17 protein-coding genes are annotated in these 20638 nt (G+C 66.9%); 2 read left to right on the top strand and 15 right to left on the bottom strand.

Annotated elements, in window-relative coordinates; translation table 11 throughout:
* Nucleotides 1-19: 19 nt before the first annotated feature.
* From guaA to AC3A4Z_RS05085, 6 genes are all read right to left on the bottom strand, one after another.
* The gene (gene guaA / locus AC3A4Z_RS05110) at nucleotides 20-1609 is read right to left on the bottom strand and encodes a glutamine-hydrolyzing GMP synthase (protein WP_498710506.1); all 1590 of its coding nucleotides are present in this window, start codon (nucleotides 1607-1609) and stop codon (nucleotides 20-22) included.
* 105 nt (nucleotides 1610-1714) lie between these two features.
* The gene (locus tag AC3A4Z_RS05105; RefSeq protein WP_498710505.1) at nucleotides 1715-2251 is read right to left on the bottom strand and encodes a DUF3817 domain-containing protein; all 537 of its coding nucleotides are present in this window, start codon (nucleotides 2249-2251) and stop codon (nucleotides 1715-1717) included.
* Nucleotides 2248-3105 (bottom strand): SURF1 family protein, encoded by an 858-nt coding sequence (locus tag AC3A4Z_RS05100; protein WP_498710501.1) that lies wholly within the window; start codon nucleotides 3103-3105, stop codon nucleotides 2248-2250. Before AC3A4Z_RS05100 ends, AC3A4Z_RS05105 begins: the two co-directional genes overlap by 4 nt.
* Nucleotides 3106-3210: 105 nt before the next feature.
* The gene (locus AC3A4Z_RS05095) at nucleotides 3211-3699 is read right to left on the bottom strand and encodes a PTS sugar transporter subunit IIA (RefSeq protein ID WP_498710500.1); all 489 of its coding nucleotides are present in this window, start codon (nucleotides 3697-3699) and stop codon (nucleotides 3211-3213) included.
* Between the two features lie 38 nt (nucleotides 3700-3737).
* Nucleotides 3738-5477: a glycerol-3-phosphate dehydrogenase/oxidase gene (locus AC3A4Z_RS05090; RefSeq protein WP_498710498.1), complete on the bottom strand. Its 1740-nt coding sequence runs from the start codon at nucleotides 5475-5477 to the stop codon at nucleotides 3738-3740.
* A gap of 96 nt (nucleotides 5478-5573) precedes the next feature.
* Nucleotides 5574-6710 carry a GuaB3 family IMP dehydrogenase-related protein gene (locus AC3A4Z_RS05085; protein ID WP_498710495.1) on the bottom strand — a complete coding sequence of 379 codons (1137 nt, stop codon included), beginning with the start codon at nucleotides 6708-6710 and terminating at the stop codon, nucleotides 5574-5576.
* A 49-nt stretch (nucleotides 6711-6759) separates the two neighbouring features.
* Here AC3A4Z_RS05085 and AC3A4Z_RS05080 point away from each other — a divergent pair, with 49 nt between their 5' ends.
* Nucleotides 6760-7410 carry a hypothetical protein gene (locus AC3A4Z_RS05080; protein WP_498710494.1) on the top strand — a complete coding sequence of 217 codons (651 nt, stop codon included), beginning with the start codon at nucleotides 6760-6762 and terminating at the stop codon, nucleotides 7408-7410.
* On the opposite strand, the gene AC3A4Z_RS05075 is transcribed toward AC3A4Z_RS05080, so the two are convergent.
* The 9 genes from AC3A4Z_RS05075 to AC3A4Z_RS05035 form a co-directional block, all read right to left on the bottom strand.
* The gene (locus AC3A4Z_RS05075) at nucleotides 7361-9241 is read right to left on the bottom strand and encodes an ABC transporter ATP-binding protein (RefSeq protein ID WP_498710493.1); all 1881 of its coding nucleotides are present in this window, start codon (nucleotides 9239-9241) and stop codon (nucleotides 7361-7363) included. The genes AC3A4Z_RS05080 and AC3A4Z_RS05075 overlap by 50 nt on opposite strands.
* A gap of 36 nt (nucleotides 9242-9277) precedes the next feature.
* Entirely contained in the window at nucleotides 9278-9685 is a 408-nt protein-coding gene (locus AC3A4Z_RS05070; RefSeq protein WP_498710491.1) for a hypothetical protein, read from the bottom strand.
* 91 nt (nucleotides 9686-9776) lie between these two features.
* Nucleotides 9777-11165, bottom strand: a complete 1389-nt coding sequence (locus AC3A4Z_RS05065) for a WXG100 family type VII secretion target (RefSeq protein ID WP_498710490.1) — start codon at nucleotides 11163-11165, stop codon at nucleotides 9777-9779.
* A 61-nt stretch (nucleotides 11166-11226) separates the two neighbouring features.
* Nucleotides 11227-12738: an IMP dehydrogenase gene (guaB, locus tag AC3A4Z_RS05060; RefSeq protein WP_493969892.1), complete on the bottom strand. Its 1512-nt coding sequence runs from the start codon at nucleotides 12736-12738 to the stop codon at nucleotides 11227-11229.
* Nucleotides 12739-13016: 278 nt separating this feature from the next.
* A complete protein-coding gene (locus AC3A4Z_RS05055) occupies nucleotides 13017-15095 on the bottom strand; it encodes an acyltransferase family protein (RefSeq protein WP_498710488.1) in 2079 nt (692 codons plus the stop codon).
* Between the two features lie 9 nt (nucleotides 15096-15104).
* On the bottom strand, nucleotides 15105-16214 hold the full coding sequence (locus AC3A4Z_RS05050; protein WP_498710486.1) for a flavin-containing monooxygenase: 1110 nt from the start codon (nucleotides 16212-16214) through the stop codon (nucleotides 15105-15107).
* Nucleotides 16211-16558, bottom strand: a complete 348-nt coding sequence (locus AC3A4Z_RS05045) for a hypothetical protein (protein ID WP_498710484.1) — start codon at nucleotides 16556-16558, stop codon at nucleotides 16211-16213. Before AC3A4Z_RS05045 ends, AC3A4Z_RS05050 begins: the two co-directional genes overlap by 4 nt.
* 94 nt (nucleotides 16559-16652) lie before the next feature.
* The gene (locus AC3A4Z_RS05040) at nucleotides 16653-18287 is read right to left on the bottom strand and encodes a LuxR C-terminal-related transcriptional regulator (protein ID WP_498710481.1); all 1635 of its coding nucleotides are present in this window, start codon (nucleotides 18285-18287) and stop codon (nucleotides 16653-16655) included.
* Between the two features lie 119 nt (nucleotides 18288-18406).
* Nucleotides 18407-19930 carry an ATP-dependent DNA ligase gene (locus tag AC3A4Z_RS05035; RefSeq protein ID WP_498710479.1) on the bottom strand — a complete coding sequence of 508 codons (1524 nt, stop codon included), beginning with the start codon at nucleotides 19928-19930 and terminating at the stop codon, nucleotides 18407-18409.
* Between the two features lie 57 nt (nucleotides 19931-19987).
* Between AC3A4Z_RS05035 and AC3A4Z_RS05030 the strand changes: the two genes are divergently transcribed.
* Nucleotides 19988-20584: a dihydrofolate reductase family protein gene (locus AC3A4Z_RS05030; protein WP_493969886.1), complete on the top strand. Its 597-nt coding sequence runs from the start codon at nucleotides 19988-19990 to the stop codon at nucleotides 20582-20584.
* The last annotated feature ends 54 nt before the right edge of the window (nucleotides 20585-20638 follow it).

The following is a 20638-nucleotide window of genomic DNA, read 5'->3' as shown; positions in this document are numbered from 1 at the left end:
AGGCCGGCCACTTATGCTGCTACTCCCACTCGATGGTTCCCGGCGGCTTGCTGGTGACATCGAGCACCACGCGGTTGACGCCTTCCACCTCGTTGGTGATGCGGTTCGAGATCCTCGCGAGCAGTTCGTACGGCAGGCGTGACCAGTCCGCCGTCATGGCGTCCTCGGAGGAGACCGGACGGAGCACGATGGGGTGGCCGTACGTACGTCCGTCGCCCATGACACCAACGCTGCGGACGTCAGCCAGCAGGACCACCGGCATCTGCCATACTTCGTTGTCCAGTCCGGCTGCGGTGAGCTCGGCACGGGCAATCGCGTCGGCCTTGCGGAGCAGGTCCAGCCGCTCCTTGGTGACCTCGCCGACGATGCGGATACCGAGTCCGGGGCCCGGGAAGGGCTGCCGGCCGACGATCTCCTGCGGCAGGCCCAGCTGGGCGCCGACCGCGCGGACCTCATCCTTGAAGAGGGCGCGCAGCGGCTCCACAAGCTCGAACTGGAGGTCCTCCGGGAGGCCGCCCACGTTGTGGTGGCTCTTGATGTTCGCCGCGCCTTCGCCGCCGCCGGATTCGACGACGTCCGGGTACAGGGTGCCCTGGACGAGGAACTTGATCTTCTCGCCATGAGCGGCAGCCTCGGCGATGATGGCCCGTTCCGCTTCTTCGAAGGCCCGGATGAATTCGCGGCCGATGATCTTGCGCTTGGTTTCGGGATCGCTGACCCCAGCCAGGGCTGAAAGGAAGCGTTCCTGCTCGTTGGCCACGTAGAGGTTGACGCCGGTGGCGGCAACGAAGTCGCGCTCCACCTGCTCGGCTTCGCCTTCGCGCAGCAGCCCGTGGTCCACGAACACACAGGTCAGCTGGTCGCCGACGGCGCGCTGGACGAGGGCGGCGGCCACGGCGGAGTCGACCCCGCCGGAGAGGCCGCAGATGACCCGGGCATCGCCGATCTGCTGGCGGATGCGCTCCACCTGCTCCTCGAGGATGTTGCCGGTGGTCCAGTTGGGCTCGATCCTGGCGCCCTTGAACAGGAAGTTTTCAAGGACCTGCTGGCCGTAGGCAGAGTGCTTGACCTCGGGGTGCCACTGGACACCGAAGAGGCCCTTCTCCTCGTTGGCGAAGGCAGCCACTTCAGCACCCGCCGTCGTCGCCAGCACTTCAAAGCCGTCCGGCGCCTCGTGGACCGAGTCACCGTGGCTCATCCACGTCTTCTGGTGCTGGGGCATACCCTCGAGGACGGAACGTCCCTCGCCGAGGATGGTGGTCTCGGTGGAGCCGTACTCCCGCAGCCCGGTCTTGTCCACCTTGCCGCCCAGGGCGTTTGCCATGGCCTGGAAGCCGTAGCAGATGCCAAAGACGGGAACGCCGGCTTCGAACAGGTCCGCTCCGACGCTCGGGGCGCCGTCAGCGTAAACGCTGGACGGGCCGCCCGAAAGGATGATGGCGGCGGGGTTCTTGGCCAGGAGCTGCTCGGTTGTATACGTATGCGGAACCACTTCCGAATACACATTTGCTTCCCGGACGCGGCGGGCAATCAGCTGCGCGTACTGGGCACCGTAGTCAACAACCAGCACCGGCTTCTGGGAAGTCTGGGATGCAGTGGGAGTAGTCACCGTACTAGCCTACTTGGCGCCGTTGCACCGGCGCACCTTGAGAAGCCGCGCTGTGACGCAGCGAACTCCCCCGCCGGCAACCAACCGGCTGTGCCGGCCGGAAGGTCAGTACCGCTGGGGTGCCTGCGGGTTGGCCGCGAGCTCGGCCTCCACCTCGGCGTGGAACTTCTTCTCAACAATGAAGGACAGGAACGGGATAACGCCGCCCAGTGCCAGCAGGATCAGTTTCAGGAACGGCCAGCGCATCAGCGACCACAGCCGGAAGTTGGAGATCAGGTACACCACGTACATCCAGCCGTGGACAATCAGGACGGTCACGGACAGGTTGACGCCGCCCAGCACGCCCTGGGGTTCCGCGTCAGCGAACCCGAAGCCGAAGGGCTGTCCCGTCACAGCGTTGGTGCCGCCGGCGAAGAGGTACTGCCCGAACCCGTACCTGGCGATCAGTTCGGCGCAGAGCAGCAGCAGCATGGTGCCCGTGACGTAGGCCAGCACCTTGTAGAACTTCAGGGCGGACCGGATCTGCGCCTCTGTGCCGCCGAAGCGGCGCTTCCTGCCGGCCGCCTTGCCGCTGGCGCCTGTTGTGTTGCCGGTGTTGATGCCGCTGGCAGAGGCGGGGTTGGCCGGTTTCGGATCAATCATGGCTGTACCTTTTGCTGGTTCTGTTCAGGTTGCTGGTGCTGGTTGGGCTCAACGGGCGGATATCCGTCCTCGTCGTAGAGGGCATCTTCGAGGTCCCGGTGGTAGTCGTCCTTGACCAGCCGCCACCAGATGAAGAGGGCGAATCCGGCGAAGACAACCCATTCAAGGGAGTAGAAGAGGTTGAGCCAGTTGATTTTCTGCGCGGGCGGCTGGGGCCCGATCTCGAGGGGAAGGAGGTCTCCCCGCACGGCTGCAGCGCTGGCGTCCACGCCGTTGGCCACCTCGGCGGTCGCAGCCACGAAGCCGGGATAGCTGCTCACTTCCCAGTAGTTGATCAACTCCGCCACGGACACCGCCGTCGCCTGCCCGGGAGCGGCCGCCGTTCCGGCGACAGGTGCCTCGGACGGCAGGAGCCGCCCGGTGAGTTCAACAGTGCCCGACGGCGGCGTCCCGGCGTCGGCGGGATCAGCCACCCATCCCCGGGCCACCGGGATCCAGGTCTGGGGCGAAGCGGCCACGCCGCTGAGGGTGGGGGCGCCGGAGACGGCGAAGGCGGAAACCACCCAGTAGCCGGTCTTGCCGTCATGCAGCCTGCCGGGCACCAGAACCTGTTTGGCGGGGTCGTAGGTGCCCTGCGCACTGACCATCTGGTCGGCGTCGGTCCCGTGGAAAAAGTCCCCCGGCTCCAGCGTCCCGGTCAGGGGCTGTACCTGCTCGGTGGCCGGGTTGACCGGCGCTTCCGGCTGGGTGGAGCGTCCGAACTGCCATTGGCTGAGCAGCACGAAGACCCCGGAGATGACGATCGCAAACACAAAGCCTGCGATCCATCGGGGTTTGAGGGCTGTTTTCCACACGTCTTAACCGTACTTCGTCCCGCTGTAGAACAACTAAACGCCCAAGGCTGGCCGCTCCTGGGCACCGGCCGCGCCGGCACCAGGGAAGGTGCAGCGGCACGGCCGTCAATGGTCGAAAAACACCAGGCTGGAGTTGATGAGCTCAGAGATGACTTCGGCGTCGTAGGCACGCCGGAGCGATTCGCGGAAGGACTCCTTGGACAGCGAACGGGCCAAGGTGGCCAGGACTTCCAGATGGTCGCTGAACGAGCTTGCGGGGGTGGCGATGAGCAGGATCACCGTGGCCGGACCGTCGGCGGCACCGAAGTCCAGGGCGTGGCCGTACTTGGTTATGCCGACGGCAATCGAAGTGCGGGACACGTATTCACTGCGCGCATGGGGCAGGCCGATGCCGCCCGGAAGCCCGGTGGCCAGCTGGTGTTCCCGGGCGTTCACGTGCTCCAGGAACCCGGGCAGGTCCGAGACCCGGCCGGCGGCGAAGAGCCGTTCCGCGAGCTGGGTGGCGGCGTCCGCCTTGTCCTTTGCCTCCAGCTCCAGGATCACCATGTCGGGGGTGGTGAGTTCGGCATCGTACCGGTCAAGTGGTTCCGCCAAGGCGTATCCCTTCAGTGAGGAGCTGGTGCCGCGGGCCCTCAGCGCAAGGGCACGATGTCTTCCACGCCCAGGCGGGCGGCGTCCGCGGATTCGTCGTCCGGCTGTTGCTGGCTCAGGCGTTCCGCCTCCACCCGTGCAATGTAGTGCCTGATCTCGTTTTCGCGCTGGGCATCGCTCCAGCCAAGGACGTCACCCATCAGTTTAGCGACTACCGGAACGGCTGACACACCGCGGTCCCACGCCTCAATTGAAATCCGGGTCCGCCGGGTCAGGACGTCATTGACGTGGCGGGCGCCCTCATGCGTGGCGGCGTAGACCGCCTCCGCCTTCAGGTAGTCGTCCGCGCCGGGGATCGGTTCGGCGAGGGCGGGGTTTTCCTTGATGATGGCCAGCACCTCGGGGGTCATGGAACCGTAGCGGTTGAGCAGGTGTTCGATCCGCGCCACGTGCACGCCGGATTCCTCCGCGGTCCGGTTCCGCCGGTTCCAGGCCGCCTTGAAGCCGCTTGCGCCCAGCAGCGGGATGGTTTCCGTGCAGCTCGGCGGGACCCGCTCGTCCATGGTCCGGGTGGCCTCGTCCACTGCGTCCTTGGCCATAACGCGGTACGTGGTCCATTTGCCGCCTGCCACCACCACCAGTCCGGGAACAGGGTGCGCCACCACATGCTCGCGGGAGAGCTTGGCAGTGGAGTCGTTTTCCCCGGCGAGCAGCGGGCGCAGGCCGGCGTAGACCCCTTCAACGTCTTCCCTGGTGAGCGGCCGCTTGAGGACCTTGTTGACGTGCTCGAGGATGTAGTCGATGTCCTTGCTGGATGCCGCGGGATGGGCTTTGTCCAGGTGCCAGTCCGTGTCCGTGGTGCCGATGATCCAGTGCCGGCCCCAGGGGATAACGAACAGCACGGACTTCTCCGTGCGCAGGATCAGGCCCACGGTGGACTGGAACCGGTCGCGGGGCACCACCAGGTGGATTCCCTTGGAGGCACGGACCTTCAGCTGTCCGCGCTCTGTCACCATGGCCTGGGTTTCGTCGGTCCAGACGCCGGTGGCGTTGATGACCTGCTTGGCGCGGATGTTGAACGTCGTCCCGTCCTCGTGGTTGACCACCTTGGCGCCCACCACCCGTTCGCCTTCGCGCAGGAAGTCCACCACGGCCATCTGGTTCACTGCATGGGCGCCGTAGTAGGCGGCCGTCCGAACCAGGTTGGCCACGTACTTGGCGTCGTCCACCTGGCCGTCATAGTACCGGATGGACCCCACAAAGGCGTCGTCCTTCAGGCTCGGCGCCGCGCGCAGGGTTCCCCGTTTGGTGAGGTGCTTGTGGAACGGCACTCCCCTGCTGTGGCCGCTGGAGACGGACATGGCGTCGTACAGGGCAATTCCGGCGCCGACATAGGGCCGTTCAAGGAAGGGTCTGGTCAGCGGATACAGGAAGGGAACGGGCCTGGCCAGGTGCGGCGCAAGTTCGGACAGCAGCAGCCCGCGCTCCTGCAGCGCCTCTTTGACGAGCGCGAAGTCGAGCATTTCCAGGTAGCGCAGTCCGCCGTGGATGAGCTTGGAGGACCGTGAGGAGGTACCCGCCGCCCAGTCGCTGGCCTCGACGATGCCCACGTCCAGTCCGCGGGTGACGGCATCCAGGGCGGCTCCAGTACCCACGATGCCGCCGCCGACAATCAGGATGTCCAGCTCCCGGCCGGGGTCCGCGGTTGCCCGCAGCCGCTCGATGGCCGCCTCCCTGGCTGCCGGGCCCAGGGCTCCGCCGTTGTCAGGAAAACTCTTCATTGAACGCCTCCAGTGCCGCTAGTCCCGGTCGTGGAACCACACTACTTCGTTGCGGCACGCTTGGGCAGGGCAGCGAGGACCGGGCTGCCCTGCGCGTCAGTTTCCTGAGTAGGGGGAAACGACGACGTCGACGCGCTGGAATTCCTTCAGGTCCGAGTAGCCGGTGGTCGCCATGGAGCGGCGCAACGCACCGATGAGGTTGGCCGTTCCGTTGGTGTGGTGGCCCGGTCCGAAGAGGACCTCTTCCAGGGGCCCAACGGTGCCGACGTTGACGCGGTCGCCGCGCGGCAGTTCCAGGTGGTGTGCCTCCTGGCCCCAGTGCCAGCCCTTGCCCGGCGCCTCTTCCGCACGGGCCAGCGCGCTGCCCAGCATCACGGCGTCGGCGCCCATGGCAATCGCCTTGACGATATCGCCGGAGGTGCCCATGCCGCCGTCGGCAATCACGTGGACGTAACGGCCGCCGGACTCATCCATGTAGTCGCGGCGGGCCGCGGCGACGTCGGAAATGGCTGATGCCATGGGCGAGTGGATGCCCAGCGCACGGCGGGTGGTGGTGGTGGCGCCGCCGCCGAAGCCCACCAGGACACCGGCCGCGCCGGTGCGCATGAGGTGCAGGGCAGGGGTGTAGCCGGCCGCGCCGCCCACGATGACGGGGACGTCCAGCTCGTAGATGAACTGCTTGAGGTTCAGCGGTTCGTGGTCTTTGGACACGTGCTCGGCGGAAACGGTGGTGCCGCGGATCACAAAAATGTCGACGCCGGCGGCCACCACTGTCTTGTAGTGCTCCTGGGTGCGCTGCGGGGTGAGCGAACCGGCCACTGTGACGCCGGCGGCGCGCATCTCTGCCAGCCGGGAGGTAATCAGGTCAGGCTGGATGGGCGCCTTGTACAGCTCCTGCATCCGGCCGGTCACGGCGGGGCTGTTGACCTCGTCCTGGAGCGCGCCGATCTCCTCGAGGATGGGCTGCGGGTCCTCGTACCGGGTCCAGAGCCCTTCGAGGTCCAGCACACCCAGGCCGCCGAGCTTGCCCAGGGCAATGGCTGTGGCCGGGGACATCGCCGAGTCCATGGGCGCCGCGATGACCGGCATGTCGAACTGGTAGGCGTCGATCTGCCATGAGACGGAGACGTCCTTGGGGTCGCGCGTACGACGGTTAGGGACAATTGCAATGTCATCCAGGGAGTAGGCACGACGCCCACGCTTGCCACGGCCGATCTCGATCTCGTAAGTCACTGCTCTAGGTTATCCCAGCCGGACTGGTGTCCCTGGCTAGAGTGGCGGGATGGGCGCGCGCTGGATCTTCGATGGCCACATTGCCGGCATTGGCACCGGGTCGGGCCTGCGGGCAGTGGCGGGAATCTGGGACTCCTCTCCGTTTGGTCCGTTTGCCGACGTGATGGTGCAGGAGCCTTCCGGGCACCGGCTGCTGCTCGCGCCCACGGAGGACGTGGCCGACTTCATCTCCAGCACCTACAGCTTTGACGAAGTCCGGGTGGTTGATGTGTCCGCCCGGCTAGAACACCGGGTTTTGACGGTCGACGCCAGTCCGCTGGCTATCCGCGCACGCCTCGGCAGGCGGACTCTCCTTGGCAGGACCTTGCGGGCAGTCCCCCGCCCCCTTGCCGTCCATCCCCGCTGGCTGGGGACGATCAGCCCGATAGCAGGTTTGCTTAGCGGAGGCTCCCGGACAGCCGGCACTGCGGGAAGCGGCCGGCGGGAGTTTTACGGGGTGAGCGACCTCCACGCCATTGCGTCCGCCGTCGTCCGCTGGAACGGCACTGACGCGGGGGCGCTGGCGCCGATTGCACCGGCAGTAACCTTCGGCTTCAGCAGCGTCCCGCCGCGGCCCAGCCTGGCCCGGGTCCGCACCACCGTAGAGGAGGCTAAACCCCCTCGGCGCCAGGGCCCACGCCTTCGGCCTCCTCAACACTGAGCTGGGATTCGAACATCCGGAAGTAGCGGCCGCGCAGGGACACCAGCTCCTTGTGCGTGCCCTGTTCCACGATCCGGCCGTCCTCCAGCATGTACACAATGTCCGCCTTCTCGATGGTGGCCAGGCGGTGGCTGATGGCGATGATGGTGCTGCTCCGGTCCGCGAAGAGGCGCGTGAAGATGCGGTGCTCGGCCAGGGCATCGATGGCGGACGTCGGCTCGTCCATCACCATAAAGGACGCGTCCCGGTAAAAGTTCCGGGCCATCGCCAGCCGCTGCCACTGGCCGCCGGACAATCCGCTGCCCTTGCGGCCCCGGGGGTCCTCCATCCAGTTGCTGACGTGGTTGTCCAGCCCGTTGGGGAGCTTGTTGATGAAGTCCAATGCCTCGGCGTCCGCTGCGGCCCTGCGGATGCGGACCTCGTCGCGGGGCGAGTCGACGTCCCCGAAGTAGATGTTTTCGGCGGCGGTGGCGAACTCGTACTTAAGGAACTCCTGGCTCAGCACGGCCAGGTGCCGGTGCCAGGATGTGACGTCGACGGCGGCCAGGTCCACGCCGTCGAGCATTACCTGACCGGAGTCCGGGCGGTAGAGGCCGGCGAGGATGCGGATCAGGGTGGACTTCCCGGCGCCGTTCTCGCCCACAATAGCGATGTGCTGGCCTTCCCGGATGGTCATGCTGATGCCGCGGATCACCTCAATGTCGCTGCCGGTATAGGTGAAGCGGATGTCCTTCAGCTCAACGGTTTTCGGCGCTTCCAGCAGCGGCGGGGCGTGCTCCGAGTGCACCGGCAGGGCCATGAACAGTTCGTAGTCCTTGAGGTTGGCCAGGTCCTCGTCAATGGAACTGAGGGAGGAGACCAGGTTGTTGGCCGTGGACAGTGCCCGGCTGACGATCTGCTGCACGTAAAGGAATTGGCCCACCGGTTGCGCACGGGTGATGATCTGCCCCACTACCCAGATCAGCGAGACAACTTCGGCGCCGTACTGGAGGGCGTCCGCGGCAAGCTGCTTGGGGATGTAGCGGCGCTGGAAATCAAGACGGCGGCGCTCGTCGGCGTCGCGCAGCCGGGAGCGGAGGTCCATCAGGAAGGCAACGATGCCGTAGAGACGCATCTCGGCGATGTGCTGCGGCCGGAGCAGGTTCTGTTCGATCATCCGGCGCTGCCGCCGGGAGTCCACCTGCGTGTTCCAGTGCGCGATCTGCTCCCGGGACAGCTTGAACTGCAGGTACACGCTGGGCACAATCGCCACAAGGACAATCACGGCAATCCACCAGCTGACCAGCAGCAGGGCTCCCACGGCCAGGACCACGGAGACGAGCTGCGTGAAGATGGCGGCGATCCGGTCCAGCACGCGGGCGTAGGAATCGGAGAACCGCTTGGCGCGGTCGTACAGGTCAACGGTTTCTTTGTCGTCGTAGCGCCAGAATTCGAGGGCGAGGAACCGCTCGTACATCTGGTCACCCACGATGGCGCCCACCTTGAAGCTCATCAGCTGCTGGATGTAGCGGTCCACGCTGCTGAACGCACCCCAGAACAGGCCCAGGGCGGCGGTGATGATGACGTAGACAATTGCCAGCTGCCCGGCGCCGGCGTCACCGGCATAGGCCGCTGCCAGGGCCGTGGTGGTGAGCGCGGCGAAGTACGTGGTCACCAGGGGCAGCACGGCCGAGATCAACGAGCCGAGCACCTTCATGATGACGGCGCCCGGGGAGGCGCGGAAACTGACCCGCAGGACCTGGGCTACCGCCCTGGCGTAGGGGCGGAGGGCCAGGCGCCGCGAGGGTTCCCGTTTGGGACTTAGTTCGGCCGGATGGCCTGATGGAGGCATGGAATCAGCCTAGTGCCGCTCCCGGGGAGGGCGGTGTCAGTACTCCTCGCCATACTCGTACTCGGGGAAGTCGAAGCAGGCACTGTAGCCGGACACCCTGAGGGTCTCGGGTGCATCCCGGAAGGACACCATCAGGTGCGTGCCGTCACTGTGCAACAGGTCGACTCTCCGCTTTCCACCGGCGGTTTTGCCGTCATCCACCGTCCAGCCGTCCTTGGCGGAAATCGACTCCACTACCTCGTCCATGAACGAATCACGGTCGACATCCGGGGCAAGCTCAGCCTCAGCGTCGCCGGTCCACTTCCGTTGCTCCCCGGAACAAGGCATCAGCGGCGAGGTGTCGTGGGCGAACGTCGACAGCACCTTGCCCTGGGGCAGCAAACCAATAATCTCCTGCTCAGTGGACATGACTTTGTCCTTGGCTGATTCCAGGCTGATGTCCATGTTCTTTCCATTTCCGGCCTGCCCGCAGGAGGCCACCATTGCCAGCAGTACTGTTGCTCCGGCAAGTCGCCAGGCGGAAGCGTGCCCGGACCTACCGGCCACTGATTTCCTCTTCGATGTCATCAAGGGCTTTCTCGTTTTCGGGAACGGTCCTGGCAATCAGGGAGTGATTGTCGATGTTATACATCTCAGCGGGCCTGAGACCGCCGGGCGGAGCATAGAAGTGCTTTTCGAAAGCGGGTTCCTTCATGGGGTAGTTCTCCCCCACCAGCCCGCTGGCCTCGGCCGTGAGCAGGATATCGGGGTAGGTGTAGCTGGTGTAGTCGGTTCCGGGGTTGGGCGTCCAGCCTGGCGGCATCGCGGCGCCCGAGAGCGCGATCACCTTGCTGTAGGACGCCCCTTCCAATTCGGAACCCGTCACGTTCCGCAATCCCCAGCTGTGGCCCATGCCCACGGTCTGGGCCTGGGATGGCAACTCGAGGGCCACCGCCTCCTGGAAGGCCGCAAGGACCGGCGCCGACGCTGCCACGAATTCATCACTCTTGGCTTCCACCAGGAACGCCTCCACTGGATCGCCGTCGGGGAACTCGGAGCCCTTGTAGACGAAGGCCGCCGTACCTCCGGACGTGTCGGCCTGGACCAGGCGGCCGGGTATCGCCTGTGGGCCGTTCCCGTCGTAAAAAGAAGCCTCGTTGGTCAAGGTACCGGGGACATAGGTGATGACCGTCGTCGTGTTTTCGTCATAGGTACCCTTGAGCTCCACGATCGAGTTTGCGCCGGGTTCATAGGCCGCCAGCTTCACCTTGCCGTCGACCACCTTCTGGAGGTAGCCAATACCCTCCTGGCGTTTGCGCCAGGACTCAAGCTCGGCGGCAAAGCGTCCTGGATAGCCAGAATCGAGGATCCAGGGATTCAGTTTGGGTTCAGGATCGTTGTTCCGCAGCCAGTCGATCCGTTCCTGGGCGTTGTGCCGGTTGGCCTCGATACGCGCAACGAACGGGATCCCGTTGGTGTTTCCTGCCAGTTGCGGGTGGTTCCGCATAAACGCCTCCTGCTGGCCGCCGGACAGCCCGAGCCACCAGGTTCTTACCTCGGCCGCGGATTTGCCCTCCAGGTCCTCCGGCCGCGGGTCCGGCAACCGCTCGACGCCGGAGAGGAACGAGATTGCGGAAGCACCACCTGCCACACTTGCCAACTGCTGTTCATCGGCCTGCCGCAGCAGGTCCTCCGCGGCCCTATGCAGGAGCGTAACGACCGCCCCGAGTGACCGGCTGTGGCCGGTACGCCATTCCTGGCGGAAGGCCTCAGCGTCCGGTCCCGGCCAGGGCGTGCCCGCCACGCCTGCGTTCAGGGCCAGGCGTTGCCCCTCCAGCTTCCGGCCGGCCGCACGCATCGTGGATGCGAGCTGGCGCAGCTGCTCAACATCGGCTCCGTGAAATCCGCCGCTCAACCGTCCCCCAATTGCCGGATGTATCTCCATCGAATGTACTTTATGGCTGAAAAAGAAGGGATGGGCAGTAGTGCCCATCCCTTCTAAACGATCAGCGGGATCCGTAGTTTGGCGCCTCGACGGTCATCTGGATGTCGTGCGGGTGCGATTCCTTCAGCCCGGCCGGGGTGATCCGGACGAACTTGCCGCGCGCCTTCAGCTCGGCGACGGTGGGCGCACCGGTGTAGAACATGGTCTGGCGCAGGCCGCCCACCAGCTGGTAGGCCACCGAAGCCAGCGGGCCGCGGTAGGCCACCCGGCCTTCGATGCCTTCGGGAATGAGCTTGTCATCGCCGGAAACGTCGGCCTGGAAGTAGCGGTCCTTGGAGTAGGACGTGTTCTTGCCCCGGGACTGCATGGCGCCCAGGGAGCCCATGCCGCGGTAGGACTTGAACTGCTTGCCGTTGACGAAGATCAGCTCGCCCGGTGACTCGTCGCATCCTGCCAGCAGGGATCCGAGCATCACGGTGTCGGCGCCGGCCACCAGGGCCTTGCCGATGTCGCCCGAGTACTGCAGGCCGCCGTCGGCAATGAGGGGAACGCCGGCCGGGATGGCTGCCTTGGCGGATTCGTAAATAGCGGTGATCTGCGGCACGCCCACACCGGCCACCACGCGGGTGGTGCAGATGGAGCCCGGTCCCACGCCCACCTTAATGCCGTCAGCGCCGGCGTCGATCAGGGCCTGGGCACCTTCACGTGTGGCGGCCTGGCCGCCGATGACGTCCACATGCGCTGCCACGGGATCGGACTTGAGGCGGCGGATCATGTCCAGCACGCCCTGGGAATGGCCGTTGGCCGTGTCCACGAACAGGGCGTCGACGCCGGCATCAACCAATGCCATGGCCCGCTCCCAGCCGTCCCCGAAGAAGCCGATGGCGGCACCCACACGCAGGCGGCCTTCGTCGTCCTTGGTGGCCAGCGGGTACTGCTCCGCCTTGGTGAAGTCCTTGGTGGTGATCAGGCCCTTCAGCCGGCCCTGCTCATCCACCAGGGGCAGCTTTTCGATCTTGTTGGTGGCCAGCTTGTGCGAGGCCTCTTCACGGCTGATGCCCACGTGCCCGGTGACGAGGGGCATCTTGGTCATGACGTCGCTGACTAGCCGCAGCGGGAAGTCGGACTCCGGCACAAAGCGGGTGTCGCGGTTGGTGACGATGCCCAGCAGGCGGTTGTCCTCGTCAACAACGGGCAGGCCGGACACGCGGTACTGGGCGCACAGGTCGTCGAGTTCGCGCAGCGTTGCCTCGGGCCGGATGGTCAGCGGGTTGGTGATCATGCCCGACTCGCTGCGCTTGACCCGGTCCACCTGGTCCGCCTGGTCAGCGATGGACAGGTTGCGGTGCACCACGCCCAGGCCGCCCTGGCGCGCCATGGCGATAGCCATCCGGGACTCGGTCACAGTGTCCATGGCCGCGGACAGCAGCGGCGTCTGCACGGTGATCCGCTTGGAAATCCGGGAGGACGTGTCCGCTTCGGAGGGGATGACCTCCGTGTGGCCCGGAAGGAGCAGGACGTCGTCGTAGGTCAGGCCGATGAAGCCAAAGGGGTTGTGTTCGGGCTCGGTCATGAGTGCGCCTCTTACCTTGGTTGCGTGCGGGTAGGGGTTGCAGCCGATGACCAGCCCGTCATTACGGGACTGGCCTGTGCAGGAAGTTGTGCAGACCACCGCGCGAAGCGGCGGTCCGGAGGTCAGAAAGTGTTGAGTAAATATTAGAACCTTGGCGCCGATCCCCCTATTCCATGCCGCAAATGTGAGCAACCGCACCTCCGCACCCGCTCCCTGACCTCCCGTGACCGGCCAGGGGACCCTGCGGGCGTGGGCGCCCGCCGCAGCCAGCCAGGGACTTAGTTCCAGCCTGTGGCGGCGAGGAGGCGCTGCTCGAACATGGGGATCATGGTCTGCACGTAGGTGCGGGTGAGGTGGTTGTCATCCTTATAGACGTACACATTTCCCACCACGCCGGGGCAAATGCCGCGGGCGCAGATGAAGTCGCTCAGGTCCATCAGGTGGAGCCCCTCGACTTTGCCCCGGTAGGCCTCCAGTGGAGACGGGTCTGCCAGCGACTCCTCCACAGGGACGCTGCACTCATGGGCGTCTGCACCGTTGCGCTGGACGCACTCGGGCATGTTGAAAGTGAATCGCGGATTGTCCCGGATCCCTACGATCTCGATGCCCGCGTCCGCGAACGGCCGGACCCCGTCCAGGTAGCCCGGCACCTCGGTCTCGAACGGCGCTTCCTCATGCGTCAGCGATGCCACGGTGAACACTGCGTCCGGCCGGTGTTCCAGGACGTAGGCGGCGCTGGCCTGGTTGTAGGCGTTGCACTCCGCGTTCCGGGTCTCCGATTCGGTGCCGAAGCGGCAGGCCGGCATCAGCAGAGTCACCAGTTCCCACCCGCGCTCGGCCGCGATGGGCGCGAGTGCACCCAGGTACTGCTGCGAGTGCGAGTCCCCAAGGACCACAATGCGCTTGGTGACCTCCCCTTCGGGCACTGCCTGCCGGCAGCCTTCAAGGATGGGGTTGCTGGTCGCGTTGGCACCGACGCACGGGTCCTGGATGCCGGCCCAGTCATTGTCCAACGCGGCGGGGCCCGGAATGATCCTGGCGTCAGGGGCGGGTACGGCAGCGTTCCCGGGACTGAGCGCCGCGGCCCCGGGCGTGAGCTCCCGCGGCTGTGCCGCCGTCGCGCTTTCCTCAGCGGTGAGCGTGGTCTGCCAAATGGCCACCGGGCCTGCCAGCAGCGCACCGCAGGCAACAATGACGACGGCGGTGCGCCAGGCCCGCAGTTTGGGCCAGTGCCAGTCCCGCAGCGGCTTTTCCACGAAGCGGGTGGTGAGGACGGCCAGGACCACGGAGGCCCCGACGATGGCCAGGCCCTGGATCAGGTTGGGGGCCTCCACGCCGGTAGCGGCGAGCGCCAGGACAAGGACGGGCCAGTGCCACAGGTACAAGGCGTAGGAGTTGTCGCCCAGTGCCACCAGCGGCCTGCTGCTGAGGATCCTGTCCACGCCGAAGCGGCTGCCGGTTTGCCCGGCGGTGATGGTGGCGGCACCGGCCAGCGTGGGCCACAGCGCGATGAATCCGGGGAAGGAGCGGTCCACGGTCAGCAGCAGGCCGCACGAGACCATGGCAGCCAGCCCGGCCCAGCCCAGCACTACCCTCAGCGCCCGCGCCGGTTTGAGGTAGGGCAGCGCGAGGGCCAGCAGGGACCCCAGGGCGAACTCCCAAAGACGGGCCCGGGTGTCGAAGTAGGCGTAGGCCTGGTTGGTGGCGGTCTGCTCCACCGAGTAGGCAAGGGACCAGGCGAAGATGCCGCCGAAGACCACTGCCAGCAGGCCGCGGTAGGTCACGCCGGCACAGGCAGGAACCCGGCGCAGGAGCACCAGCAGCCCCGCGGCGCCGGCGAAGACCAGCGGCCAGAGGATGAACACCTGGCCCTGGATGGAGAGCGACCAGAAGTGCTGGAGGGGGCTGGCCCCGGCGTGGTCCTGGGCGTAGTAGTCAACTGCGGTGTCGGCGAGCAGCCAGTTCTGGCTGTACAGCAGCGACGCCCAGGCCTGGTCCAGCACCTGCGGCCAGCGGCTTTGCGGCAGGATCAGCCATGTGCCGGCGAGGACTCCCAGGATCACCACGACGGCGGCGGGCAGCAGACGCTTGAACAGGTGCAGCCAGTGCGCCAGGAGTCCGAAGGGGCGCCCCGCTTCGGCTTTCCGGACGAACGAGAGTGTGAGCAGGAAGGCGGAGATCAGCAGGAAAATGTCCACGCCGCCGGATACCCGCCCCAACCACACATGGTAGGCAACCACCATCAGCACGGCGAGCGCCCGGAGCCCCTGCACCTCGGGCCGGAAGGTTGGTTTCCGGCCTTTGGTGGTGGCTCCGGGCAGCGGTTTGGCTGCAGTCTCTGTTCTCGCTACCGACACAAATAGACCTCACTGGCGCATAGGCAAAACATCAATTCTACCCAATTGGGGTATTTTCCCTGCCAGGTACCGCGCGTCGCGGCCCGCCCCGGGCAGTGTTGCCGACGCCGCAGCGTACAAAAACTCCTGCCCCAGGAAGAACAATCCCGGGGTATCAAGTGCCACGCCGCGGTGCTGTGGCGGCAGCGCTCCGCCGTCGAGCAGTTCCGGATCGATCCAGCTGAAGTCTTCCCGGAATCCGGTGCACCAGATCACGTTGTTGGCGTCCACCAGGGTTCCGTCGGCCAGGACGGGCTTGCCGTCCTCCACGCCGGTGACCCGGGGCGCCAGTGACACGCCGGCCGCGGCCAGGTCCTTGGTCTTGGTCCTGATGAGGGGCGCTGCGTGTGCTTTGAAGGCGGGCGCCGCTTTGCGTCCCACCGGTGTGCCGAGGTTGAGGACGTGCAGGCCCAGGAAGCGCACCACCGGCAGCACGAAGCGGGCGGCGGTCCTGCCGTGCTTCACGGGCAGTTCCCCGCCCGGTTTCCCTGCCACGGTGGTGGGATGCGTCCGGCTGACTTCGAGGGCGATCTCCGCGCCGGAGTTGCCCAGCCCCACCACCAGGACCGGGCCGTCCTGCAGTTGGCCGGGATTCCGGTATTCCGCCGAGTGGAGCTGGGTGGTGGAGGGGGCCAGCTGCGCTGCAAAGCCCGGAATTCTGGGAGCGTGGCTGACGCCGGTGGCAACGACGGCGTTGCGTGCCTCCCAGCGGCGACCGTCGCTGGAGGCCGCGACGAAGTGGCCGCCTTCCCGCCACAGGCGTTCCACCCGGGTGCTGTGCAGCACAGGAAGGGCGTTCCGTTCGGCGTAGCCCTCCAGGTATCCGGCCACCTCATCCTTGGTGGGGAAGGACAGTGCGTCTGCCGGGAACGGCTCGCCGGGCAGACCGTCGTACTTCGCGGGAGTGAACAGGCGGAGGGAGTCCCAGCGCTGGCGCCAGGCGTCGCCGGTGCGCGGGTTCGCGTCCAGGATGAGGAAGTTCCGCTGTTGCTTCTTCAGGTGATGGCCCAAGGTGAGGCCTGCCTGGCCGCCGCCGATGATGATCGTGTCCAGCATGCCGGTCACGTTGTTGTTGTTCATGGCTTTGCTCCTGCTTCATTGAGGGGGATGCCTGCTGTTGAACGTTCCTGGTGTCCTGCTGCCCGGGTGCCCCTGCCGTCAGTGCCCGTTTCCCGGTAGCGCAGCCACCATGCCAGCATCAGCGCGGACGCCATGACGTAGGCCAGGTGGAGGACCCAGATGGGCCCGGCCGGGAGGTTGAAAACGTAGACGCAGTGCACGGCGTTGGCTACGTTGCTCAGGACCAGGTTCCCCAGGCTGTAGGAAGCGAGGTCCCGCGTGCGTGCGGCTTTCACCAGCATTGGCAGCATTCCTGCGGCAAACAGCACCGTGGAAAGTGTGCCGGCGAGGACTGGAAGGTTCATGCTTTGAGGCTATGGGCGGAGGCCGGCGGCGCGCGTCGGACAAATCCTGCAAGTTTCCGGCCGGGTCCGGATGGGTAATTCTGTGTAGGGCCGGTCAGCCGGCGAGCCCGTGCTCGAAGGCGTACCTGGTGGCTGCAGCCCTGGAGGAGAGGCCCAGCTTCAGGAAGATGTTGCTGATGTGCCTGGCAACGGTTTTCTCGCTCAGGAAGAGGCTCGCGGCAATGGCCCGGTTGCCCTGGCCCGAGGCCACGAGCCGAAGCACCTCCGCTTCCCGGGGGGTCAGCGGCCCTGTGGTCCCGCCGTCGTTCTTTGGCATGAGTGACGCCGCCCAGGCAGCGGCCGGAGCCGCCCCCAGCTCCAGGAATTCGGCGTGGGCCGCTTCGAACTCCATCCGGGCTGACGTTTCATCGCCCAGGTCCCGGCACGCCCGCCCGATCAATACCCGGCAGCGCGCCGCCTCGTAGGGCACCTCAAGTTCAAGCCAGAGATGCCAGGCCTGCCGGAGGGATTGCGACGCGGCGCCGGGCTCCCCTTCCTCGAGCAGGACGGCCCCGTCAGCCTGGTGTGAGACAGCCCGCACCAGGGGCAAGGGGCACTCCTGTGCGAAGCCGGCCAGTTCCTCGGCTCCCTGCCGCGCCGCGGGCAGGTCAGGCACAGCCAGTTCGATGTCCACCAGCGCGGGCAGCAGATGCCGGCGGGTAGCAGTATCAGCCAGCCCTGCGGCCCGGCGGATCATCGTTTGGGCCTGCTGCGCATCACCACGAGCCAGGCACACGAGGGCAAGTCCGGGCTGTGGCTCGTAGCCGCTGCGCGCCGCCCGGGCAAAAGATGCTTCTGCCAGTTCCAGTTTCCCAGTGAGCCGCTCTACTTCGCCCTGCTGGTAATGGCCCCCGTACATCGCCTGGGGATCACCCCGGCCGGACCGCTCCTGGGCCGCGGCGGCTGCCTCGAGCGCTTCCGCCCACGCGCCGTGCAGCCGGAAGAGCTCGGCCCTGTGGGCCTGGCATTGTCCGCTGAAGGCCACCATGTCGGGGCGGTCCCGGCACCAGCGGTCGAGGGCGGCCGTCCATTGCAGGGCCCGCTCCAGGTCGAAGGCAATGTGGCAGTTTCCGATCACGGCGCAGTAGGCAATTCCTGACGGCACCGCTGAGAGTTCCCCCGCCGTGACAGCTACCATCACTTCATCGAAGATCCGCAGGCCCTCCTCGGGGCGGCCCAGTTCCAGGGTGGCCTGGCCGGTGCCGAGCAGCGCGAGCGCGGACAGGTCCCGGTCCTGGAACCGTTGGCCGATCTCCGCAGCCTCGGAAAACAGCTTGAGCGCTCCCGCGGGGTCGCCGCCGTACAGCATCCCCAGGCACTGCGGAATGAGCAGGAAACCCTGCACCGCGACAGGTTCGCCAAGTTCATCCACCAGCCTCCGGCCGCGGGCCAGCCACCCTCCGGCGCGGGCCCCCTCCCCCAGGTGCGTCAAGTGCATCGCCATCCAGGCAGCGCAACGGGCAGCACCGGGGATATCACCCATCACCAGATATTCCTCGTGGGCGCGGGTGAGCGATTCAAGGCCAGTGGCAGCGTTACCGGTCAGGATCTCCGCCGTGGCCAGCCGTTCGAGGTCCGCAGCCGGCAGGCCCCCGCGCTGGTCGGCATCCCGGAAATTCTCGAAAGCATCGGTCCAGCGGTGCTCGCGGAAGGCTGACCGGCCCTGGTCCAGGCCCGTTTCTGCTGTCACGTGGCCTCCTTTCGGGTACCACCCCGCCGTCGCGCATTCAGGCGTCCCGCACGGAAGCGCCGGACGGACTTAAGCGCCACGGTACGCCCGCGCCGCAGCTGAGACAACAGCCCGCCCGGCTAGGAGCGGAGCAGCCCGCGGAGCGTTTGGATAGTGTCCGCCTCCGCCGCTGTTTTGTCGTCGCGGTAGCGCTTGACGCGCGCGAAGCGAAGCGCGATTCCGCCCGGATAGCGCGGGGACTGCTGCACCCCGTCGATCGCGATCTCGACGACCGTGACAGGCTCTACCCAGACGGTCCCGGCGGTGTGGCGCACCTCGAGCTCCTGGAACCGCTTCGTCTGCCATTGCAGCAGCGCGTCCGTGAGGCCCTTGAAGGTCTTGCCCACCATCACATAACCGCCGGGTTCGCCGAACTCGCCGGCGGGGTCCAGCGCGCCCAGATGCAGGTTGGAAAGCAAACCGGTGCGCCGTCCCGACCCCCACTCACAGGCGAGCACCACCAAGTCGTAGGTGAGCACCGGCTTCACCTTGATCCAGTTGGAACCACGCCTGCCGGCCGCGTAGGCCGACCCCACCGCCTTCACCATCACACCCTCGTGGCCAGCCGCGAGCGCATCACGGGAGACCTGCCCGGCAACAGCGGCATCGGCGGTGATCTCGCCCGGGATCCGGTGCCCGGGGGCGATGCGTTCGAGCAGTCCAATGCGCGTGGACAGCGGCTCGTCCAGCAGGTCGCGCCCGTCAAGGTGCAGCACGTCGAAGAACCACGGGTGCAACAGGGTGGTGCGCGCCGCATCGGCCCCGAAACGGGACATGGTCTCCTGGAATGGCCGCGGCCCGCCGTCCTCGTCCAGGGCGAGGGTCTCGCCGTCGAGGATCACGTCGCGCACCGGCAGGCCGCGCACCACCTGCACTACCTCGGGCAGGCGGTGGGTCACGTCGGCGAGGGTGCGGGTGAAGATGCGGACATCGTCCCCGACGCGGTGCACCTGGATGCGGGCGCCGTCGAGCTTGTATTCCACGGAGGCTTCGCCCGTGACCTCCAGCGCCGCGTCCACGCTGGCCGCGGTGGCGGCGAGCATGGGCTGTACGGGACGGCCCACAACGAGGCCGACGGCGTCGAGTTGCTCCGCGGTGCCGGTGAGCGCCAGCTGGGCGGTCCCGCCAAGGTCGCCGGAGAGCATGGCCGCGCGGCGTACCGCGCCGGCAGGCCGGTCGGCAGCTTTGGCCACCGCGTCGGTGAGTACGCCCTCCAGCGCACCGGTCCGCAGTTCTCCCAGCAGCACGCCGGCGATAAATGCCTGCTCACGCTCTGTGGCCGCCGCGGTCAACGCGCGAAGGGTGGCGGCACGTTCAGCGGCGGAACCGGCGCCGGCAGCGGCGAGCAGCCGGTCCAGCGCAGCGTCCACGTCGGCCACCGTGAGGCTCGGCTCAGCAGCGGGCTCCCCCATCGCCGCGGACATGCCGCGCCACCCGATCCCCACCCGGCCCTGGCGCGGCCGGGCCACCAGCAAGCCCACCGCCGTCGCTATGTCCGCGGGGTCCAGCCGGCGCAGCAGGTCCGCCAGGGCCGCCACCTTGGCCAGCCGGGAGCGGGTGGATGCGACGGCATCCGTGGTCTTCACAAGCTCGTCGAGCAGCATGGGATCAGTCTGCCACGGGCGCTGGACAGGGCCCGGACCCTGCTCCAGACTGGACGCGTGGGAATCATCGTCGCGAACTTGTTCCTTACCCTTGACGGCGTCTACCAGGCGCCCGGCGGCCGGGAAGAGGACACTGAGGGCAACTTCGCCTTCGGCGGCTGGCAGGCGCCGGTGTCCGATGACGAGGCCGGAGCCGCCATCGGCGAGGAGATCGCCAAGATTGACGCCCTGCTCCTGGGCCGGAAGACCTACGACATCTTCGCCGCCTACTGGCCCCACCAGTCCGATGAAATCGGTGGCACGCTCAACCGCGTGCCGAAGTTCGTTGTGTCCAAGAGCCTGACCGCTCCGGGCTGGGCGGGCACTACGGTGCTGCCGGACGCCACGGCTGCAGGAAGGCTTCGCGACGAGTACGGCGAGGTGCACATGTTCGGCAGCGGCGTCCTCATCCGTTCCCTGCTGGCGGCTGACGTTCTCGACCGCCTCCACATCTGGCTCTATCCGGTGACCTTGGGGCAGGGAAAACGCCTCTTCGATGCCGGAACCATCCCCGCTTCCTTCCGCCTCGCCGAGCCGGCACGAAGCTTCCCGAAAGGGGCGGTGTCACTGGTGTACGAGCGCGCGGGCGACGTTGAGACCCGGGAGATGGGCTAGCGCCTTGGCCAAGGTCATCGCGGCCATCACCACCTCGGTGGACGGTTTTATTAC

It is taken from the genome of Arthrobacter sp. Soil_C_49 (assembly GCF_057656635.1).
Note: the sequence above shows the minus strand (reverse complement) of the source record. Positions and strands in the feature narration are given on the sequence as shown.